Source organism: Streptomyces marokkonensis (assembly GCF_039539045.1).
GTDB classification, from domain to species: domain Bacteria; phylum Actinomycetota; class Actinomycetes; order Streptomycetales; family Streptomycetaceae; genus Streptomyces; species Streptomyces marokkonensis.
The window spans coordinates 1-17,476 of record NZ_BAABCQ010000105.1 but is presented as its reverse complement, the minus strand read 5'-3'; the positions used below and the strand labels follow the sequence as shown (position 1 = coordinate 17,476).

Annotated in this window: 17 protein-coding genes and 2 pseudogenes; 9 read left to right on the top strand and 10 right to left on the bottom strand. The window is 70.5% G+C overall.

Features of this window, described 5'->3' with window-relative positions:
- Positions 1-384: 384 nt before the first annotated feature.
- Positions 385-756, bottom strand: coding sequence for a winged helix-turn-helix transcriptional regulator (locus tag ABEA26_RS23650; protein ID WP_345595275.1), 372 nt, complete (start codon positions 754-756; stop codon positions 385-387).
- Positions 757-847: 91 nt separating this feature from the next.
- Here ABEA26_RS23650 and ABEA26_RS23645 point away from each other — a divergent pair, with 91 nt between their 5' ends.
- Positions 848-1,687, top strand: coding sequence for an SDR family oxidoreductase (locus ABEA26_RS23645; protein ID WP_345595274.1), 840 nt, complete (start codon positions 848-850; stop codon positions 1,685-1,687).
- 311 nt (positions 1,688-1,998) lie between these two features.
- Here the strand turns inward: ABEA26_RS23645 and ABEA26_RS23640 are convergent, their stop codons facing one another.
- On the bottom strand, positions 1,999-2,832 hold the full coding sequence (locus tag ABEA26_RS23640) for an SDR family NAD(P)-dependent oxidoreductase (protein WP_345595272.1): 834 nt from the start codon (positions 2,830-2,832) through the stop codon (positions 1,999-2,001).
- 142 nt (positions 2,833-2,974) lie between these two features.
- Between ABEA26_RS23640 and ABEA26_RS23635 the strand changes: the two genes are divergently transcribed.
- Positions 2,975-3,556 (top strand): TetR/AcrR family transcriptional regulator, encoded by a 582-nt coding sequence (locus ABEA26_RS23635; protein ID WP_345595271.1) that lies wholly within the window; start codon positions 2,975-2,977, stop codon positions 3,554-3,556.
- A gap of 76 nt (positions 3,557-3,632) precedes the next feature.
- On the opposite strand, the gene ABEA26_RS23630 is transcribed toward ABEA26_RS23635, so the two are convergent.
- Positions 3,633-4,121 carry an ATP-binding protein gene (locus tag ABEA26_RS23630; RefSeq protein ID WP_345595269.1) on the bottom strand — a complete coding sequence of 163 codons (489 nt, stop codon included), beginning with the start codon at positions 4,119-4,121 and terminating at the stop codon, positions 3,633-3,635.
- 151 nt (positions 4,122-4,272) lie between these two features.
- On the opposite strand from ABEA26_RS23630, the pseudogene ABEA26_RS23625 reads away from it, so the two are divergent.
- Positions 4,273-4,476 (top strand): annotated as a pseudogene (locus ABEA26_RS23625) (helix-turn-helix domain-containing protein); the annotation flags it as partial.
- On the opposite strand, the gene ABEA26_RS23620 reads toward ABEA26_RS23625, so the two are convergent.
- The 3 genes from ABEA26_RS23620 to ABEA26_RS23610 are packed head-to-tail and all read right to left on the bottom strand — an operon-like array spanning position 4,440 to position 6,204.
- Complete coding sequence (locus ABEA26_RS23620; RefSeq protein WP_345595267.1) at positions 4,440-4,844, bottom strand: MFS transporter; 405 nt, start codon at positions 4,842-4,844, stop codon at positions 4,440-4,442. The pseudogene ABEA26_RS23625 and the gene ABEA26_RS23620 sit on opposite strands and share 37 nt — an antisense overlap.
- A gap of 17 nt (positions 4,845-4,861) precedes the next feature.
- Positions 4,862-5,704 carry an FAD-dependent oxidoreductase gene (locus tag ABEA26_RS23615; RefSeq protein ID WP_345595265.1) on the bottom strand — a complete coding sequence of 281 codons (843 nt, stop codon included), beginning with the start codon at positions 5,702-5,704 and terminating at the stop codon, positions 4,862-4,864.
- Positions 5,701-6,204 (bottom strand): FAD-dependent oxidoreductase, encoded by a 504-nt coding sequence (locus ABEA26_RS23610; RefSeq protein WP_345595264.1) that lies wholly within the window; start codon positions 6,202-6,204, stop codon positions 5,701-5,703. The genes ABEA26_RS23615 and ABEA26_RS23610 overlap by 4 nt, the downstream gene beginning before the upstream one ends.
- A 153-nt stretch (positions 6,205-6,357) precedes the next feature.
- On the opposite strand from ABEA26_RS23610, the pseudogene ABEA26_RS23605 reads away from it, so the two are divergent.
- Positions 6,358-6,498, top strand: a pseudogene (locus ABEA26_RS23605) (virginiamycin B lyase family protein); the annotation flags it as partial.
- 9 nt (positions 6,499-6,507) lie between these two features.
- Here the strand turns inward: ABEA26_RS23605 and ABEA26_RS23600 are convergent.
- Positions 6,508-7,932: a non-reducing end alpha-L-arabinofuranosidase family hydrolase gene (locus tag ABEA26_RS23600; RefSeq protein WP_345595263.1), complete on the bottom strand. Its 1,425-nt coding sequence runs from the start codon at positions 7,930-7,932 to the stop codon at positions 6,508-6,510.
- 798 nt (positions 7,933-8,730) lie between these two features.
- On the opposite strand from ABEA26_RS23600, the gene ABEA26_RS23595 reads away from it, so the two are divergent.
- The gene (locus tag ABEA26_RS23595; protein WP_345595261.1) at positions 8,731-10,161 is read left to right on the top strand and encodes an endo-1,4-beta-xylanase; all 1,431 of its coding nucleotides are present in this window, start codon (positions 8,731-8,733) and stop codon (positions 10,159-10,161) included.
- A gap of 1,197 nt (positions 10,162-11,358) precedes the next feature.
- Positions 11,359-13,299 (top strand): ATP-binding cassette domain-containing protein, encoded by a 1,941-nt coding sequence (locus ABEA26_RS23590; RefSeq protein ID WP_345595259.1) that lies wholly within the window; start codon positions 11,359-11,361, stop codon positions 13,297-13,299.
- 324 nt (positions 13,300-13,623) lie between these two features.
- Here ABEA26_RS23590 and ABEA26_RS23585 read toward each other — a convergent pair whose 3' ends face one another.
- The gene (locus tag ABEA26_RS23585; protein ID WP_345595257.1) at positions 13,624-14,385 is read right to left on the bottom strand and encodes an SDR family NAD(P)-dependent oxidoreductase; all 762 of its coding nucleotides are present in this window, start codon (positions 14,383-14,385) and stop codon (positions 13,624-13,626) included.
- Entirely contained in the window at positions 14,382-14,804 is a 423-nt protein-coding gene (locus tag ABEA26_RS23580; protein WP_345595255.1) for a VOC family protein, read from the bottom strand. Before ABEA26_RS23580 ends, ABEA26_RS23585 begins: the two co-directional genes overlap by 4 nt.
- 159 nt (positions 14,805-14,963) lie before the next feature.
- Here ABEA26_RS23580 and ABEA26_RS23575 point away from each other — a divergent pair, with 159 nt between their 5' ends.
- The 3 genes from ABEA26_RS23575 to ABEA26_RS23565 all read left to right on the top strand — a co-directional run bounded on the left by ABEA26_RS23575 (position 14,964) and on the right by ABEA26_RS23565 (position 17,024).
- Entirely contained in the window at positions 14,964-15,641 is a 678-nt protein-coding gene (locus tag ABEA26_RS23575; protein ID WP_345595253.1) for a GntR family transcriptional regulator, read from the top strand.
- 205 nt (positions 15,642-15,846) lie between these two features.
- On the top strand, positions 15,847-16,239 hold the full coding sequence (locus ABEA26_RS23570) for a TroA family protein (RefSeq protein WP_345595251.1): 393 nt from the start codon (positions 15,847-15,849) through the stop codon (positions 16,237-16,239).
- 29 nt (positions 16,240-16,268) lie between these two features.
- The gene (locus ABEA26_RS23565) at positions 16,269-17,024 is read left to right on the top strand and encodes an ABC transporter substrate-binding protein (RefSeq protein ID WP_345595249.1); all 756 of its coding nucleotides are present in this window, start codon (positions 16,269-16,271) and stop codon (positions 17,022-17,024) included.
- Here ABEA26_RS23565 and ABEA26_RS23560 read toward each other — a convergent pair.
- Positions 17,011-17,476 (bottom strand): malonic semialdehyde reductase (locus ABEA26_RS23560; protein WP_345595248.1); only part of this gene is annotated, 466 nt, incomplete at its 5' end. The genes ABEA26_RS23565 and ABEA26_RS23560 overlap by 14 nt on opposite strands.

Below are 17,476 nucleotides of genomic sequence, written 5' to 3'. Positions count from 1 at the left end.
GCCACGATGGTCACCCTCACCGAGGAGGGCCTCGCCCGGGTCGGCCGCGTCCTGCCCGGCCACATCGAGATCACCCGGCGCCTGCTCTTCGCCCCGCTCACCGCCGACGACGTCGACGCGCTCGGCGGCATCATGACCCGGGTCCGCGACCACATGCGGCGACAACCGGACAGCACCGCCCGAGGCCGACGCACCGCTCCGAAACACCCCCGGGGCGCGACCCCCTCTCCGCGTGACCCGCCCTCGGGCCCGGGTCCACCCCCACGCCGTCCGGCCCACGCCTTCCCGTCCGCGCGGACGGTATCGGACGAGGAACCTCGCGGCGTCGCGGTCGGCTCGTCAGGGAACCCATCGCGTCGCGGATGTGTACCAGCCGCTCCCCCGCTACGCGGCGCTGCGAGCCGACATCCTCCGGGTGACCCGGTCGAGCAGCTCCGTCAGCGGCTCGCTGACGTCCTGGCCGAACTCGGTCAGTCCGTAGGTGACCTGGGGTGGCGTCGTCGGCTCGACCTTCCGCCAGACCAGGCCGTCCTGGACCAGCCCGCGCAGCGTCTGGGCGAGCATCTTCTCGCTGACGCCCTGGATGCTCTCGCGCAGCTCGAAAAACCGAAGTCCGTCGCCTCGCAGGGCGATCAGGACCCAGGCGCCCCACCTGCTGGTCACATGGTCGACCACGCCGCGCGCGGGGCAGTCGGTGTGAAACACGTCATACCGCTTCCCCTCCTCGGCCTGGCTGGGCTGCACACCTTCCACCATGTCATGAGCTTACCTCGGGGTATGTCCTTACGGTGATCATCCCGCGCTCCTAACGTGACGGCCGTAAAGGGCAATTGACGAGGAGCAGATCATGATCGTGGTGACCGGGGCTACCGGAAACATCGGCCGACCGTTGACACAGGCACTGGCCGGGGCGGGCCGGCAGGTGACCGCGGTGTCACGGCACGCGGCGGCGGTACCGAACGGCGTCCGCCACGTGATGGCCGACCTCGCCGAACCGGCGGGCCTCAAGCCCGCACTGACAGGGGCGAAGTCGCTGTTCCTACTGCTGTCCGGCGACCTGCACGCCGCTGGAGCGAACCCCGCCGACATCATCGCCGAAGCCGCGGCCTGCGGGGTCCGCCGGGTCGTCCTGCTCTCCACACTGGGCGTGGTGACCAGGCCCTTCGGCTCAACCCGGATCGCGATGCGCGAGCTGGAGGACACGCTGCGGGAATCCGGCATGGAGTGGGCCATCCTGCGGCCGGGCGGCTTCGCCTCCAACGCCCTGTGGTGGGCCGAGTCCGTCCGCACGCGTCAGGTCGTCGCCGCGCCCTTCGGCGACGTCGGGGTGCCGATCATCGACCCGGCGGACATCGCCGCGGTCGCGGCGGCCTGCCTGCTGGAAGGCCAGCACGCCGGCGGCGTCTACGAGCTGACCGGCCCGGAGGTGATCACTCCGCGCCGGCAGGCAGAGGCCATCGCCACCGCGATGGGCTCGCCGGTGAGCTTCCACGAACTCACCCGCGACGAGGCCAAGGCCGGCATGAGCCAGAGCATGCCGGCGGAACTCGCCGACGACACACTGGACATCCTCGGTTCCCCGAACCCGGCCGAGCTGCGCGTCAGCCCGGACGTCCAGCAGGTCACCGGCCGCCCCCCTCGCACCTTCGCCGACTGGGCCGCCCACAACGTCGCCGCGTTCCGCTGAGACCGGCCGGCGCCGTCCGGTCCGCCCCGTCCCGCTCCACATGAAGAACTGACAGGTGGCCTCGCGACTCCCGCCGCGGAGGCGGCGGCGCGAGTCGCGAGGCGACCTCCGGCGTGCGTACACGTACGGCCGCAGGGCGGCCCCGTACGCGACGACCGGGGCGTTCACGATGTCGGCAGCGGCTTCCCCGTCGTAGTCGGCCAGGCCGGATTCGTGGCCCGCACCGGGGAGTTGGAGGCACGTGTGAGAGTCGTGAGCCCGCCCCGCGCCCGCACGCGGCGCGGCACACGCTGCCGGGACGGCGGGGGCACCTACGCCGCATACTCCTTCGCCGCGTACTCCTTCGGCTGCGGGGCCACATCCGAAGGGCCGAGGACTTTGCGGGTGACGCGCTCGGCGACGGCGGCGACCAGGGTGCGCGGCCGGCGCGGCAGCAGATGCGCGGCCAGGGCGTTGCCGAATCCGGGGGTGACATAGCCGCGGTCGCGGTCGAGGGCGCGCAGAGCGGCGCGCACGACCGGCTCCGGCGTGGTCATCGAGCCGTTCACCGCGGCCTTACGGGTACCGATGGCGTCGAAGAAGGGAGTGTCGACCGGGCCGGGACACAGGGTGAGCACGCGGATGCCACGCCCGCGGTACTCCTGACGCAGCGCGAGCCCGAAGTTCAGTACGAAGCCCTTGGCCGCGCCGTAGACGGCGAAGTACGGGGAGGGCTGGAAGCCCGCGGTGGAAGCCACGTTCACGACCGCGCCCGTGCCGCGCTCCAGCATGCCGGGCAACAGGGCATGGGTGAGGTCGACGAGCGCGACGACGTTGACCATCAGCTGGTCGTGGTCGCGGTCGGCGGCGATGTCCTCGAAGCGACCGCACGTGCCGAACCCGGCGTTGTTGACCAGTAGTTCGACACTCAGGCCGCGGGCCGCGAGCCGGTCGGCGACCTGTCGGGCGGCATCGGGCTCGGCGAGGTCCTGGACCAGGACGTGGGCGCGGACGCCGTGCTCCGCGGTCAGCCGCTCGGCGAGCGCTGTGAGCCTGTCCTCGGAGCGGGCCACCAGGATCAGATCGTGCCCGCGGGCAGCGAGCTGCGCGGCGAACTCCGCGCCGAGTCCGGACGAGGCACCGGTGATGAGCGCTGCACTGTTCACGAGAAGTCCCCTTCACTCAACGAGCAACTGAGACATGAGCGTACCTGCTTTCCACTTAACTGCAACAACCGTGACGCAGTTAATCGAAAGATGACGCAACGCTGTATCGTTTCGGTGGTCAGGCAGATGAGTGGGAGGCGCCATGAGCGGGTCAGCGGGACGGCCGCTGCGGGCGGACGCGGAGCGCAGTGTGCGCGCCATCCTGGAGGCGGCCGAACGCGTGCTCTCCGCGGATCCCGGCGCGTCGATGGAGCAGATCGCGACCGCGGCGGGGGTGGCCAGGACGACGATCCACCGGCGGTTCGCCCATCGGCAGGCACTGATCGAGGCCCTGGCCTCGTCCGCCGCCCGTCGGCTCGCCGAAGCCGTGGAGGACGGCCGGCCGGACACCGCGCCTCCTCTTGTGGCACTGCACCGGATCACGGCCAATGTGCTCGAGGTGAAGGGCGCCTGGGCGTTCGCCCTGGGGCTGCCCGCCGAGCCCGGCAGCGAAGCGGCCGCCGTCCACGAGGACATGGGCCGGCGTTGCATCACCGTGCTGGAACGCGCCCGGGCGGACAGGCTCATCGACGAGGCAGCCGACCTCCACTGGCTACGACGGGTCTACTACGCGCTCCTCGGGGAGTCCCTGGACGGGAGCCCGGACGACGCCGGCGTCGACACCGACACCCTCGCCGCCCGCATCGTCGACACCCTGCTGCACGGCGCCGGACCGCGCACCTGAGCAGGGCCACGGGCGCGAGCCTCCTCTGCGGGTGACTCGACTGTCGCCCCGTCATTCCCCCGCCCTGCACATGAGCTCACGCGGTTGTCGTGAAGGCCCACTCGGCCCACACCGTCCTGCCCGGCCCCGGGGACCGCAGGTGCCAGCCCCAGCGGGTGGCGAGTGCCGCGACGAGAAGCAGCCCTCGTCCGCTGTCGTCCTCGCCGACGGGAGCGCGTACGTCCGCCGGGTCCGGCGGTGTGTGTTCGGTACGGGTGTCGGTGACCTCGATCCTGACCGCGCGGGCGGGCTCGGTCACGTCCAGGAGCAGGTGGAAGTCGCGGCTGGGGACGTGGCCGTGCTGTACGGCGTTGGCGGTCAGCTCGCCCAGCACCGGCACGATCTCCTCGTGCGGACCGGTGCCGTACGGGATGCCCCAGATGTCCAGCCGGTGCGCGGCCAGTCGACGTGCGAGGCGGGCGCCGCGTGGAGTGGAGGTGGATCGCATCTCGAAGGTGTGGCTCAAGTTGCCACCGGCACGGGCGGGTTGCGACGTACCGACGGGGCTGGGGAGTTGACTCGTCATGCCGACAACGGTGCCGCCGGTCGCGTAGCGTGACCAGTGGTGACGTTCCGACGGGGGCCGGTGTGCGCGCCGTGGTGGCACGGGTACGAGGTGCGCGGCGTGGCGGAGTTGGCCGGGACGGCGTTGGGGCAGGGAGGCGATGACGGTGGCGATGACCGAGGAAACGGGCGCACGGGCCGAGGCCGTGGTGGCGGACGACGCGGGACGGGCTACGGCAGACACGTCCGGGCAGGCTGTGGTCGTCGCGTCCGGCCAGACGCTGAAGACGCTGCGGGTGCGGGCGGGCCTGGAACATGAGGAGTTCGGACGGCGCGTCGGCTACTCGGCGTCCACGGTCGCGTCGTACGAGCAGGGCAGCAGCACGGGCGCGAGGATGCCCACACTGTCGTAGGTGGGCAGTACACCCATCGCGAACGTGGAACCGGAGGTGAGCAGGACGACGATGGCCAGGGTGCGCCGCCGGCCGATGCGGTCTCCGAGCGGACCGGAGAAGAGGCCGCCCAGCGGCCGCAGGACGAACCCGATGGCCGAGACGGCGAAGGTGGCCAGGAGTGCGGTGGTGGGGTCGCCGGAGACGAAGAAGTCCGCGGCGAGGAAGGTGGCCAGCAGCCCGTAGACGCCGACGTCGTACCACTCGATGAAATGACCGACGCCCGCCGCCACGAGGACCTTCCGGGCCTGCGGGGATATTCTCTGGTCTTCCACCTCTGCGTGGTCGTGCATGGTGTTCTCCCGAAGTCCTAGTGTGCCGGCGGCGTCACGCGGCCGCCCTGTGCCCGGACCGCGGTCCTGAGTTGTCCGGCGTCCAGCTGTCGCGGCTGCTTCCCACCGGTCGCCGCGAGGGCGGCGGCCACACCCGCGGCCCGGCCCGTCGCGGCGCAGGTGGCGCCCACGCGTGCCGATCCGAGTGCCTCCCGGTCCACCGATATGCAGCGGCCGGCCACGAGCAGGTTGTCGGTCTTCCGCGGCAGCAGGCTGCGGTAGGGGATCTCGTACGGGAGCGGCACGTACATGGCGTGTACGCCGACGTCTCCGGCGGGGCGCACGTCGATCGGCCAGCAGCCGACCGCGATGCCGTCGTCGAACCGGGCCTGCGTACGGATGTCGTCGCCGGTGAGCGTGTACGCCCCGAGGAGGCACCTGGTCTCGCGAACGCCGATCTGGGTGCTCGTGTGCAGGAGCCGCCCGTCCTTGAACGCCGGGCTGTGCTCGCGCAGGGCGTCGAGCATGACGACGGAGTCCTTGCGGCCGGTGACCTCCGCGCGGGTGAGCTCTTCCGCGTCGGACGCGTCCCCGATGACCCGGGTGGTGTTGACCCAGGCGACGTCCTTCTCCATGCCGCCGAACCAGGGGCCGCCGAAGGGCGGCAGCTCGCCCCGGGACCGGGCCGCGCGCATGGCGTCCATGTCGAGGTCGATGTCCCTGCGCGTGGAGGCGTACCGTCCCAGCAGCGGCTCCTTCAGCAGGGTCGCCTCCGGCCCGATGGGGATGCGCACCGGTGCGGCGTGCTCGCGCTCCGGGTCCGGCGCCACGTTGCCCACGCGGAACGGCATGGTCATCGGCTGGAGCGTGTTGCCCTTCACCCAGTGCCCTTCACCCAGTCGGAACCGGCCCCGGCCACGATGTCGCCGTTGCCGGTGCAGTCCACGGTGACCGAGGCGCGGATGGCGCGCCGGCCGTCGACGTTCTCGGCGTACACGCCGCGCACGCCGTCCTCGACGATCGGGCGGGCGCCCCAGCTGTGGAGCAGGAGCCCGATGCCCTCGGCCTCGATCATCTCGTCGGCGACGCGCTTCATGACCTCCGGGTCGGAGTTCAGCACCCAGCCGTCACCGTCGACCGCACCGCCCTGCTTCGCGGCGCGGGCCAGCCACTCCGCGGGGACGCCTTCCACACAACGGTCGTAGGGCCGCAGCCAGGAGTTGTAGCCGGCGAGCGTGAGGACCATGCCCGCGGTCCACATCCCGCCGAGGAATCCGTGCCGCTCCACGAGGAAGGTGCTCGCCCCCGCCCGCGCCGCCGCGACGGCGGCACACACTCCGGCCGGTCCGCCGCCGACGACCAGGACGTCGACGTCGGCCACCCCCGGGCTCCCGGGCCTGTTCGAACACCGTCGTCTGTCTCGAGGTACCCGTTCACGCCCGGCGCCCGCGGTGCCGCCGGCCGCCCGGTACAGCCGGACGAGACCGGGGTCAGGGTGCGGCGTCCGTGAGTTCGAGAGCGGCGAGTTCGGCACGGCGCGATGTGGTTCACCATGAACCAGGTCAACGCGATCGGCCGGATCGGCACCGACGGCACGGTCGCCGTCCACCCGCTGCGCACCGCTGCCGCCGCACCGGTCGGTATCACCCTCGGTCCCGACGGCGCTCTCTGGTACGTCGCGAGGTCAGCGCCGCAGGGTGAGGACACCCGGCCGCCACGGCAGTCGGTTGTAGTCGCCGCCCGCGTCGGGGTCCTTGCCCTGGTAGAGGAACCGCAGGTTGCAGGGGTCGACGGTCATGGTCTGGTCGGGGTCGGCGCGGACCAGGTCACCGTGGCTGATGTCGTTGGTCCAGCCGGCACCGCTGTTGGCCTTTCCCGCGAAGGGGTTGCTCTCGCTCGCGGCCTGCGGGGTCCACGAGCCGCTCAGGCTGGAGGCCGTGAAGGAGCGGAAGTAGCGCCCGTTGGCGCCCATCGCCTCGACGATCATGAGGTACTGGTTCCGGCCCTGGACCTTGTAGACCTGTACGCCCTCGAACAGGTTGGCCTTCGTGTCGCTCATGATCGTCGTGTACGAGGATCCGAAGTTGCCCGGGAAGTTCCCGATCGGCATGCTCGCCCGGTAGATCCTGCCGTTGTCGCCGGCGAAGAACAGGTACATGTTCCGGTCGTCCGCGATCAGGGTCTGGTCGATCGGGCCGGTGTCGGAGCCGGAGATGCTCCCGGTGAACAACGGCTGCGGTGAGGACCAGCCGTTGGGATCGGTGGGGTCGCTCGACGTGCGGTAGATGAAGGGCCACGCACCCCACTGGTACGCCAGCACCCAGACGTCCTTGGGCGCGAAGTAGAGCAGCGTGGGCGCCACGGCGGCCTGACTCATCCCCGTCTGACCGGCCGATGCCATGTCCGACCAGTTCGTGAAGGGACTGAACATCATCGAGCCGTACGACGATCCCGACACGTTCGACGCGTAGACCAGGTGCTTGCCGTTGTGCGTCACGGTGGTGAAGTCCTTGACCGCGGCCCACCCGTTCGCCGGCTGCGCCAGGACGCCCGTCGACGACCACCGGTACGTCGACGGAAGAGCACACGTGCCGTCCGTCGGCGGCGTCACGGGCAGGCCGGTCCACTTCTGGTTGCTGCCTCCGTTGCACGTCCAGAGCTGCACGGCAGTGCCGTTGGCCGTCCCGGCACCCGTGACCTCCAGGCACAGCCCGGACTCCACTCCGACGACCGTGCCGTCGGAGTTCACCCGCCACTGCTGGTTCGCACCGCCGGAACAGGCCCAGATCTGCACCCGGGTACCGGCCGCGGTGGCGTGGCCCGGAACATCCAGGCACGTGTCGCCGTACACGGTCAGCCGGTTGTCGTCCGTCGACGTCCACTGCTGGTTGGTCCCGCCCCAGCAGTCGTAGATCTGCAGGTACGTGCCGTTGGTCCGGCTGGCGCCCGGCACATCGAGACACCGGTTCGAACCAACACCGCGCAAGGCGCCACTGCCGGCCGCCTGAGCCGGGGTGGCGACGAGCATCGCCGCCAACGCGGCCAGGACCGCGACCGCGGCGGCGAGCACCACAGACGTGTGCCTGCGGATGAGACTTCCTCTGTGCATAGGGACTTCCCCAACCTTGAGTAGGCGGATCCGGTCGGCCTCGTCAGAGGTTGTCCGGACTGGCGGTGCGGTGCGGTGCGCAGCGGCCCGTGAGCAGCACGGCAGGTATTGGCGAGGTCATGACATAGACGCGCGGCACAGCTTCTTGCGACTGGCGCGCGATGAGAGCGACTCGACCGGACTCGACCCGAGTCGTCCGACATGCCGAACAAAGACCGAAGTGTCGAGCAAGCTGAATGATAGGGAACCGATGAGCGGCGTCAACACCCCTCGCACATGGCGCTATCGGTGTCGAAACATTCGTAGTCGTGAGCACGGCGAGTGACACGACAACGGGCCCACACCGGCACCTTGAGGAGGAGCGGAGTCGAGCAAGAAACGTCCACCCACTCGCCCCGACCGCAACCCCGCCACGCTCACCACACCCACTCACGACGGCGTCAGCGGTTCACCGCCCGACCCACCTCGATTCCGAAAGTTTCGAACGCAAGACAGAAACTTCTTCTGTGCAGCTATTGACGATGCATCGTCAATAGCCCAATCATTCCTGTCTGGGAAGCGCCGAGTGGCGGTCCCAGGGTGAGCCGCGACGGAGCCCCATACCTGTGCCGAAGATCGTGGCCTCCCCATGACCGCGGTGTCCGGTGATTCCGTACTGTCCGGGCCCCGCCCTGTCCTGCACTGCACTGCCCTGCCTCGTCCGTCCTCGTCCGTCCGTCCGTCGTCCGCCGAATGGGAGCGGGCGACGCAACCCCCTGCGTTCAGTCCTTCCGTGATCTCTCTCCTGGAGGCACCGTCATGGGCTCGTATGCCCTTCCCAGACCCGATATCCGCCGGAAGATCCGCGGTCTGCTGTTGACGCTGGTCGTCGGCGCCCTCGGTGTGGTCACCGCGCTGGTCGCGCCGCCGACCGCACACGCCGCCGAGAGCACGCTCGGCGCTGCGGCGGCGCAGAGCGGCCGCTACTTCGGCACCGCCATCGCCTCGGGCAAGCTGGGCGACTCGACGTACACGACGATCGCCGGCCGTGAGTTCGACTCGGTGACGGCCGAGAACGAGATGAAGATCGACGCCACCGAACCACAGCGGGGCCGGTTCGACTTCACCGCCGCCGACCGCGTCTACAACTGGGCGGTGCAGAACGGCAAGGAGGTGCGCGGCCACACACTGGCCTGGCACTCCCAGCAGCCCGGCTGGATGCAGAGCCTCAGCGGCAGCGCACTGCGCCAGGCGATGATCGACCACATCAACGGCGTGATGGCCCACTACAAAGGCAAGATCACCCAGTGGGACGTCGTGAACGAGGCGTTCGCCGACGGCAGTTCGGGAGCCCGGCGGGATTCCAACCTGCAACGCACCGGCAACGACTGGATCGAGGTCGCCTTCCGCACCGCGCGCGCTGCCGACCCGGCGGCCAAGCTCTGTTACAACGACTACAACGTCGAGGACTGGACCTGGGCCAAGACCCAGGCCATGTACGCCATGGTCCGGGACTTCAAGCAGCGCGGCGTGCCGATCGACTGCGTCGGCTTCCAGTCGCACTTCAACAGCGGCAGCCCCTACAACAGCAACTTCCGCACCACCCTGGAGAACTTCGCCGCCCTCGGCGTCGACGTGGCCATCACCGAACTCGACATCCAGGGCGCCCCGGCTTCGACCTACGCCAACGTCACCAACGACTGCCTGGCCGTCCCGCGCTGCCTCGGCATCACCGTCTGGGGTGTGCGCGACACCGACTCCTGGCGATCGGAGCAGACGCCGTTGCTGTTCAACGGTGACGGCAGCAAGAAGCCCGCCTACACCGCCGTCCTCAACGCACTCAACGGCGGCTCCACCACACCCCCCGAGGAGTCCGGACAGATCAAGGGCGTCGGTTCCGGCCGCTGCCTGGACGTGCCCGACACCAGCACCACCGACGGCACCCAGCTGCACCTGTGGGACTGCCACAACGGCGCCAACCAGCAGTGGACGTACACCGACACCGGCGAGCTCAGGGTCTACGGCAACAAGTGCCTGGACGCCGCCGGCACCGGCAACGGCACCAAAGTCCAGATCTACAGCTGCTGGGGCGGCGACAACCAGAAGTGGCGCCTCGACTCCGACGGATCCGTCGTCGGCGTCCAGTCCGGCCTCTGCCTCGACGCCGTCGCAGGCGGCACCGCCAACGGCACTCTGATCCAGCTGTACTCCTGCTCGAACGGCAGCAACCAACGCTGGACCCACACCTGATGTGACCTGCCACAAGTGAAGGGACGCGTCGATGACGGCCTGTGCTGCGGCCTTTCCCGCCCCTCCAGGAAGACATCGTCGATGATCCCGGGTCGCCGCCTCGGTGGCGGCGACCCTCGCGGTCAGAGCGCCGATGAGGAGCAGACCACGGCCTCCGTCCTCGTCGGGGCCGGAAGCCGGCCGAGTCACACGACGTCGAAACCGGCCGCGACACGGCCCCGGCCCCCTCGGCCCCACAACCGCGCCCAACCCGGTCCCCGCCCCGTGGGTCGGCACCCCCAGACAGGCACCGACCCACGGGGCGGTGACCGGCAGGAGGTGTGCGTCGACCCAGTTTTCCCCGGTCTCCGCGTTGACCCAGGGGTCGTCGATCACGACGGCACCGGGTAGTGACGCCGTGGCAGAGCGGCGGAGTTCGAGGAGTCGGACACGGTCGTAGTCCGTGCGATACCGCAGAGCAAGTGGCTTCCATCTGTTTCGTACGTATGGAGGGGCACCAGCCTCGTGCTTTCGCGAGGTGGGCCGTCCAAGAGCTGATCAGAAACTCGGAAGTGCTCTTGAACTGCGGCGATGGGTCTCAAGCCCGACCTTGACCGCACTCTCGATACAGCCGTCCAGCTCCTTGCCCATCTCGATCCGCCGACCACGGTCTTCCAGACCCGGACGGGCCTGTCAGTCCGGGAACTGGACCGCACCGGACGCCATGTCGGTCGCCCGCCTACTCGACTCCCTCGTCAGCGTCGCCCGACTCGACGGCCACGCCCACGGGACGCCCTGCACCACTCCGTCGCCGCGTCCGCCCTGGACAACGCGGCGACAGACGCCCTCCACGCGGTGATCGCCACGGCCGGGCCGGGAGCCGGCGTCCTGTCCGCCCACCGCCATGAGGCTCTGACGGGCGCGGTCGGACACGCCGAGACGAGGCCCGAAAGGCTGCCGCAGGCCGAACCAGCCCCCGGCCAGGAGGACCCGACGCCGGGATGACCCGCCGTACCGCCCACGCTGTTTGGCACTGTCGGCGTTTCGGCCATTTCCTGCCCGCACCCGCCCCGAGCCAGACCAGGGATCCCATGCCCGCGGGGCCCCTGACGCAGGAAACAGCAGGCTCCCCAGCACGACCGAATGACGTGTGTTCGATATCGCAGCCGTGTCGTTAGACCTCACGACTCTGCCGCAGCGACCGCCCCAGGGGGAACGATGACCTCGGCCATTACACAGGACCAGCCACCGCAACCCCCGAAGGGGGCCGCGCCGGACGACGAACCGCATGAGGCCGGTGTTCGAGAGGAGGAATACCTCTACCGGGACGCGTCGAGGCTCCAGGCCGGCTCCCTGCTGACCTCCCGCACCATGGCGCGTCGCCTCCCCGCGCTCGTCCGGCGCTCGGTGCAGATGGCCTGGCGCGTGGACCGCGGCGCGACCATCGGCCTGCTGGTGTGCCAGATCGGGACCGGCGTCCTCGCGGCCCTCGGCCTCCTCGCCGTCACGGGCACGATCACCGCGCTGGTCTCCTCGGGCGACATCACCGCGCGGCTGTGGGACGCCGCCCCGCAGCTGGCCGTGATCGCCGCCGCCACCGGCCTGCGCGCCCTGCTGGGCATCACCGTCGTCTGGCTCACCGGGCGTCTGCGCCCGGTGCTCGGCCGGGCGGCGGAGCTGACGATGATCGAGGCCGCGCTCGGCGCGGAACTGGCCGCCAACAACAAGCCCGGCTACAACGACGCCTACGACATCGCCGACCGCGGCGCCCAGGTCACCCCCGACCTCGTCGAAGAAGCGCAGGACGTCCTCGCGACGACCGCCACGCTCGCGGCCGGCGCCACCGTCCTGACCGTCCTGCACCCCCTGCTCCTTCCCCTTCTCTTCCTCGCCTGCCTGCCGCAGGCCGCCGCCTACGTCCGCTCCGCCCGCGTGATCTACCTCGCCGGCCTGGAGACCTCCGGACGGCGCCGGATGCTGGGCAAGCTGCGCTGGCACATGGCCTACCAGGAGTCCAGCGAGGAGATGCGCGCCTGCCTGGCCGGCCCCTTCCTGATCGGCCGGTACCGGAAGCTGGCCGCCTCGGTCAACGCCGCCGAACGCAAGGCCGCGAACACCGGTGCCTCGATGGGACTGGCCGGAGCAGTGGCCGGCGGGATCGCCTCGGCCGCGGTGTGGGCGGCGCTGCTGTGGCTCCTGGCCTCCGGGCGGATCAGCCTGGCGGCCGGTGGCGGCGCCGTCTTCGCCCTCCAGACCGCCACCGGCTCGGTGCGCGGCATCATCAACGGCGGGGCCCGCCTGGTGCGCACCGGCTGGTACGTGCAGGACTGGCAGAACTTCCTCGACAACGCCCACGGCCAGGCCATGACCGACTCCCGCGGCACCGCGCCCGTGACCGCGGCCCCGGAGCGCTTCGAGGTCCGCGACGTCACCTACCGCTACGACGGCGCACCGAAGGACAGCCTGAGCGACGTCTCCCTGCACGTGAAGCGCGGCGAGATCGTGGCACTGGTCGGAGAGAACGGCTCAGGCAAGACGACCCTCTCTCGCCTGCTGTGCGGGCTGCTGCTGCCCACCGAGGGCGACGTGGCCTGGGACCACGCCTCCACCGCGGACCTGGACCCCTGGGGGTCGTGGGAGCACGTCGCGCTGGTGCCGCAGAAGTTCACCTACCTGCCGCTGACGATGCGCGACAACATCACCTTCGGGCAGGGCGACACCAGCGACGCGGCCCTGCTCGCCGCGTGCGAGGCGTCCGGCGCCGCGGAGATGCTGCCGGGCTTGCGCTCCGGGCTGAACACCCTGCTGACCAGCGAGTGGTTCGGCGGACAGCAGCTCTCCGGCGGGCAGTGGCAGCGCCTGGTCCTCACCCGCGCGTTCCACCGGCAGGCGGCGCTGCTGGTGATGGACGAACCCACGGCGGCCCTCGATGCCCGCGCGGAGCACCGGATCTTCGCCGGCCTGCGCGAACTGGCCAAGGACCGCGCCATCCTGCTGATCACGCACCGCCTCACCAATGTGGCCGTCGCCGACCGGATCGTGGCCCTGGACCAAGGGCGGATCGTCCAGGAAGGCACCTACACCCAGCTCACCCAGGAGCCAGGTCTCTTCCGGAGCTTGTGGGAGCTGCAGCGCCGGATGAGCGGCGACACCCCCTAGCTGTTCCGGGCCGCCCACTCCCCCGTCCAGCATCTCGGCAGGCGGAGCCACGTGACCTCTCCCGTCTCCTCTATTGATCCCAGTGGCTCGGGAATCTCTACTGGACGGAATCCAGCTGGAGGCCAACGCCATCGGCTTCAGCCAGGACCTCGTCCGTGGTAGCTGGGTGATGCGGAGCACCGGCTGGCCGTAGAGCACGACGAGGCAGCCTGCCACCCTGTCTGGCAGGGCGAGGCCCGCGTCGCGGAGAAGGCGTTTGCGGATCTTCCAGCGCTCGCCCACTTCAGCGAGTCACTCGGCGTTCTCCTCCGGCGTGGTGGAGCGTCAAGTGCGGAGGTGAGAGGCGCCGTTGAGGTCGACGATGGTCCCCGAGGCCCAAGCCGCGGCGGGGGAGGCGAGGAAGTGCACCGTGGCGGCGACCTCTTCCGGGGTGCCGACTCGCCCGAAAGGGCTCTCCGCGCGCAGACGCTCGCCTTCCGGGCCGGACAGCTTCCCCGTCTGCCGTTCGGTGGCGACGAACCCGGGAGCGACGGAGGTGACCGCGATGCCGTGCGGGGCCAGGGCCACGGCCAGTGACTGGCCGAGGGCGTGCAGCGCCGCCTTGGTCGCCCCGTAGGCGGGAAAATCGGGTTCGCCCCGAAACGCGCCGCGCGAGCCGACGTTCACGATCGCACCGCCGGTGCCCCGGTCGACGAGGTGGCGGGCCGTGGCCCAGCACAAGTCGGCCGCGCCCAGGAGGTTGACGTCCACCATCCGCCGCCAGACCTGCTGCCAGTGCTCCAGCGGGGTCTCGGCGATCGGGTGCCGGGTGTCCGCCGCGGGTGCCACGGCCGCGTTGTTCACCAGCACGTCCACGGTGCCGAGCGCGGCCACCGCCTCGGCCACGGTCCGTTCGGCCGCACCTGGTTCGCCGAGATCGGCCTGGAGCAGAGTGTGCCCGGTGCCGGGCAGCTCCCGCACCGTCCGTTCGGCGTCCGCACGGCGACCGGCGTACTGCACCGCGACCCGGTCACCGTCGGCGGCGAAGGCCCTCGCGACGGCGCGGCCGATGCCCCGCGATCCGCCGGTGACCAGCACACCCCTCATCGGGCGAACACCATCGACTCGTCACGGAAGGACTTGAACTCCAGGGCGTTGCCCGCGGGGTCGCGGAAGAACATGGTCCACTGTTCGCCGGGCTCACCGGGAAAGCGGCGATGCGGCTCGATGTCGAAGTGCACCCCCGCGGCTCGCAGCCGCTCGGCGAATTGATGGAAGGACTGTTCGGGCAGCAGTAGACCGTAGTGCGGAATCGGCACCTGATGCTGTCCCACCGGGCTGGTGCCCGCCGGCTGCGGCGCGGCCGGCACCAGGTGGGTCACCAACTGGTGCCCTTCGAGATTCCAGTCCACCCAGTGGGCGGTGCTGCGCCCCTCGGGCAGGCCCAGCACCTGTCCGTAGAAGCCGCGGGCGGCGACCAAGTCGTCGACCGGGACGGCCAGGTGGAAAGCGGGTCGCTGTGACATCGGGGTTCCCTCCGGTGGACTCGGTGGCCGGGGCAGCCTGACTCACCAGTTGTCCGAATGTCAACATTCGGACAACACTCCGTCCGTTCTCGGAGTCCGGAGCGAGTCACCTCGAACCGGTCTGGCCGTCGACGTTGTCCGGATGTCAACATTGCCTCCATGTCATCTGCACTGCCGAAGGCCGCCCGGCGCGGGCTGGCTGACGAAGCCGCCGACCTGGTGCGCGCCGCGATTTTCTCGGGTCACTTCCCACCCGGAGCCCCACTGCGCGAAGTGGAGCTGGCCGAACACCTCGGGGTCAGCCGCGGCTCGGTCCGGGAAGGGCTGGCCCGGCTGGAGCGGGAAGGGTTGGTGCGTGGCGGCTGGCACCGCGGTACCACCGTCATCGAGGTGACGGCCGAGGACGTCCAGGAGGTCTACGCACTCCGGGCCGCGCTGGACCGCCTGGCCGCGACCACCGCGCGGCGAGCCGCGACCGCGGAGCACCTGTCTGCGCTGGATCGGCTGGTGGCCGAGATGACGGCCGAGATCGCCGAGGGCAGCGACGCCCCCCGACTGGTGGCATTGGACATGGCCTTCCACGACCAGATCCACGCCGCCGCCGGAAACGGCAGGCTCACCTCCGCCTGGGAGGCGATCCGCTCTCAGTTGCATCTGTTTCAGCTGCACCGCGTCGACGCCGCCTACGACCACTACCGCGCACGCGTGGTCGACGAGCATCGCGAGCTGGCCGCTCTCCTGCGCTCCGGCGACATCCGGACACTGGCCCGCCGGGCCGAGGAGCATGTGGACTCCGCACGGCGCAGTCTGCTGGCCGGTCTGCCGACCGCGCAGTGACGTCAAGCACCGAGGCGTCCGGCCGTACCTGAGCGTGCCCTGTACCTGGGCACGGCACGAGGGCAAGAGCAAGACGCTCTCGGGCCCATGACGGGAAGTGGCCAGGCCGCCGTGCCCCCCGGGTACGGGCTTCCTGGATGCCGCGCACCCATCGGGGAATGTCCTGAACAGCCGGTTCACACCGGGTCGGAGGTGGCGGGACACCGTGTGCAGTACTTCCGACAGCCACCACAGACACGCCGTCGGCGCCGCTTCGACGGCCGGGTTCACCATCGTCGACCAGCGCGGCAAGAGGGTGTCGTTCGACGGGCCGGTGGAACGGATCGCCACCGCGATCATCCCGTCACCGTCGATGATCGCCGCGGTGGACGACTCGCACGACCGCATCGCCGGCATCAACGAGTCCACACTCCAGGCCAACAAGGGGGGCGTCTTCGGCACGCTGTTCCCCGAGTCCAGGAAGACGACCACCATCGCCGGCGCCGACTTCGTCCCGACCGTGGAGACCACGCTCTCGCTCGAGCCCGACGTGGTGATCCAGTGGGGCGACATGGGCGACGAGGTCAACGCCCCCTGGCAAGCGCCGGCTTCAAGGTGATCGGCCTCACCTACGGCCCCCAGGAGCAGATGGAGACCTGGATCGAGATATTCGGCACGCTGGTCGGCAGGAAGAAGCGCGCCACCGGCCTCGTCGAGTGGACGCACGAGGAGGACAAGGCCATCCGCGCCCTGGTCGCACCGCACACCAGGAAGGTCGGCCCCAGGGTGCTCTACCCGCACACCGCTGCCGACGGCTGGACCACCGCCAACGAGTCCCAGTACGTGTCGCACTGGACGGACCCGGCCGGTGGCGTCAACGCCGCCGCGGGCGAGGCCACCGCCACCCCACAGGTCTCCACCGAACAGCTGCTCAGCTGGGACCCCGAGGTGGTCCTCCCTCTCCGGCTTCGACGCCACCACCCCCGCCGACCTCTACGCCGACAAGAAGCCGGCGGGCCTGCGCGCCGTCCGCGCACGCCGCGTCCACGAGGTCTGGACCGGCTCCCCGGTCTGCGCGGGTTCCGCCCCGCCGAGACCAACTACTGGTGGTGGCGAACGCCCGGCGGCGACAACGGCGTCCGCCGGTCCTGCGCCATCCACGACGCCTGGGACCACCTGACGGAACGCTCCGTGCGCCGGCACTACCACGGGCTCCTCGCACCCCCCGCCGGTGCCACGTCGGTGCGTCCAGTGCGCACACGGATTTCCGCCGGCCCCGGCGTCGGTCTGCCCCGTTCATTCCCGGAAACGCCACGTACCGCCGTCCCGGTCGGACGGCGGTACGTGGGTGGTGGGCGGCGAAGCGGGCCGCCCGGCCGGAAAGGGGTCGTCAGACCGTCGTGACCACCTGGTCGTAGGTGAGGCGGGGGGAGCGGTCGAACCAGGCGTTCTCGCCCGGTTTGCCCATGTTGACCACGGCGAGGACCGAGTGCTCGCCGTCTGCGAAGAACTCCTTGTTGAGGCCGTCGGCGTCGAAGCCGGTCATGGGGCCGGCGGCCAGGCCCGCGGCGCGGACGCCGAGAATGAAATAGCCCACCTGCAGGGAGGCGTTGAATCGCGCGGACTGCTCCCGCACGGCGCGGTCCGAGAACACGAGGTCCTTGACCTGGGGAAAATGCGGGAGCTGCTCCGGGAGCTCCTCGTGGAACTCGTTGTCCGCGGCGAGGATCGCGACCAGCGGGGCCGTCTCGGCCTTCTTGTTGTTGCCTTCCGCAAGGTGCTTGACCAGGCGCTTGCGGCCCTCGTCCGAACGGACCAGGACGATGCGGAGCGGCTGCTGGTTCATCGAGGTGGGG

Excerpts from the sequence above, each read along its gene's own strand:
- ABEA26_RS23580 (WP_345595255.1), bottom strand. The coding sequence starts at position 14,804 with ATGTCACAGCGACCCGCTTTCCACCTGGCCGTCCCGGTCGACGACTTG.
- ABEA26_RS23565 (WP_345595249.1), top strand. The coding sequence starts at position 16,269 with ATGGAGACCTGGATCGAGATATTCGGCACGCTGGTCGGCAGGAAGAAG.
- ABEA26_RS23575 (WP_345595253.1), top strand. The coding sequence starts at position 14,964 with ATGTCATCTGCACTGCCGAAGGCCGCCCGGCGCGGGCTGGCTGACGAA.
- ABEA26_RS23600 (WP_345595263.1), bottom strand. The coding sequence starts at position 7,932 with ATGCACAGAGGAAGTCTCATCCGCAGGCACACGTCTGTGGTGCTCGCC.
- ABEA26_RS23635 (WP_345595271.1), top strand. The coding sequence starts at position 2,975 with ATGAGCGGGTCAGCGGGACGGCCGCTGCGGGCGGACGCGGAGCGCAGT.
- ABEA26_RS23630 (WP_345595269.1), bottom strand. The coding sequence starts at position 4,121 with ATGACGAGTCAACTCCCCAGCCCCGTCGGTACGTCGCAACCCGCCCGT.
- ABEA26_RS23585 (WP_345595257.1), bottom strand. The coding sequence starts at position 14,385 with ATGAGGGGTGTGCTGGTCACCGGCGGATCGCGGGGCATCGGCCGCGCC.
- ABEA26_RS23650 (WP_345595275.1), bottom strand. The coding sequence starts at position 756 with ATGGTGGAAGGTGTGCAGCCCAGCCAGGCCGAGGAGGGGAAGCGGTAT.
- ABEA26_RS23595 (WP_345595261.1), top strand. The coding sequence starts at position 8,731 with ATGGGCTCGTATGCCCTTCCCAGACCCGATATCCGCCGGAAGATCCGC.
- ABEA26_RS23620 (WP_345595267.1), bottom strand. The coding sequence starts at position 4,844 with ATGCACGACCACGCAGAGGTGGAAGACCAGAGAATATCCCCGCAGGCC.
- ABEA26_RS23645 (WP_345595274.1), top strand. The coding sequence starts at position 848 with ATGATCGTGGTGACCGGGGCTACCGGAAACATCGGCCGACCGTTGACA.
- ABEA26_RS23590 (WP_345595259.1), top strand. The coding sequence starts at position 11,359 with ATGACCTCGGCCATTACACAGGACCAGCCACCGCAACCCCCGAAGGGG.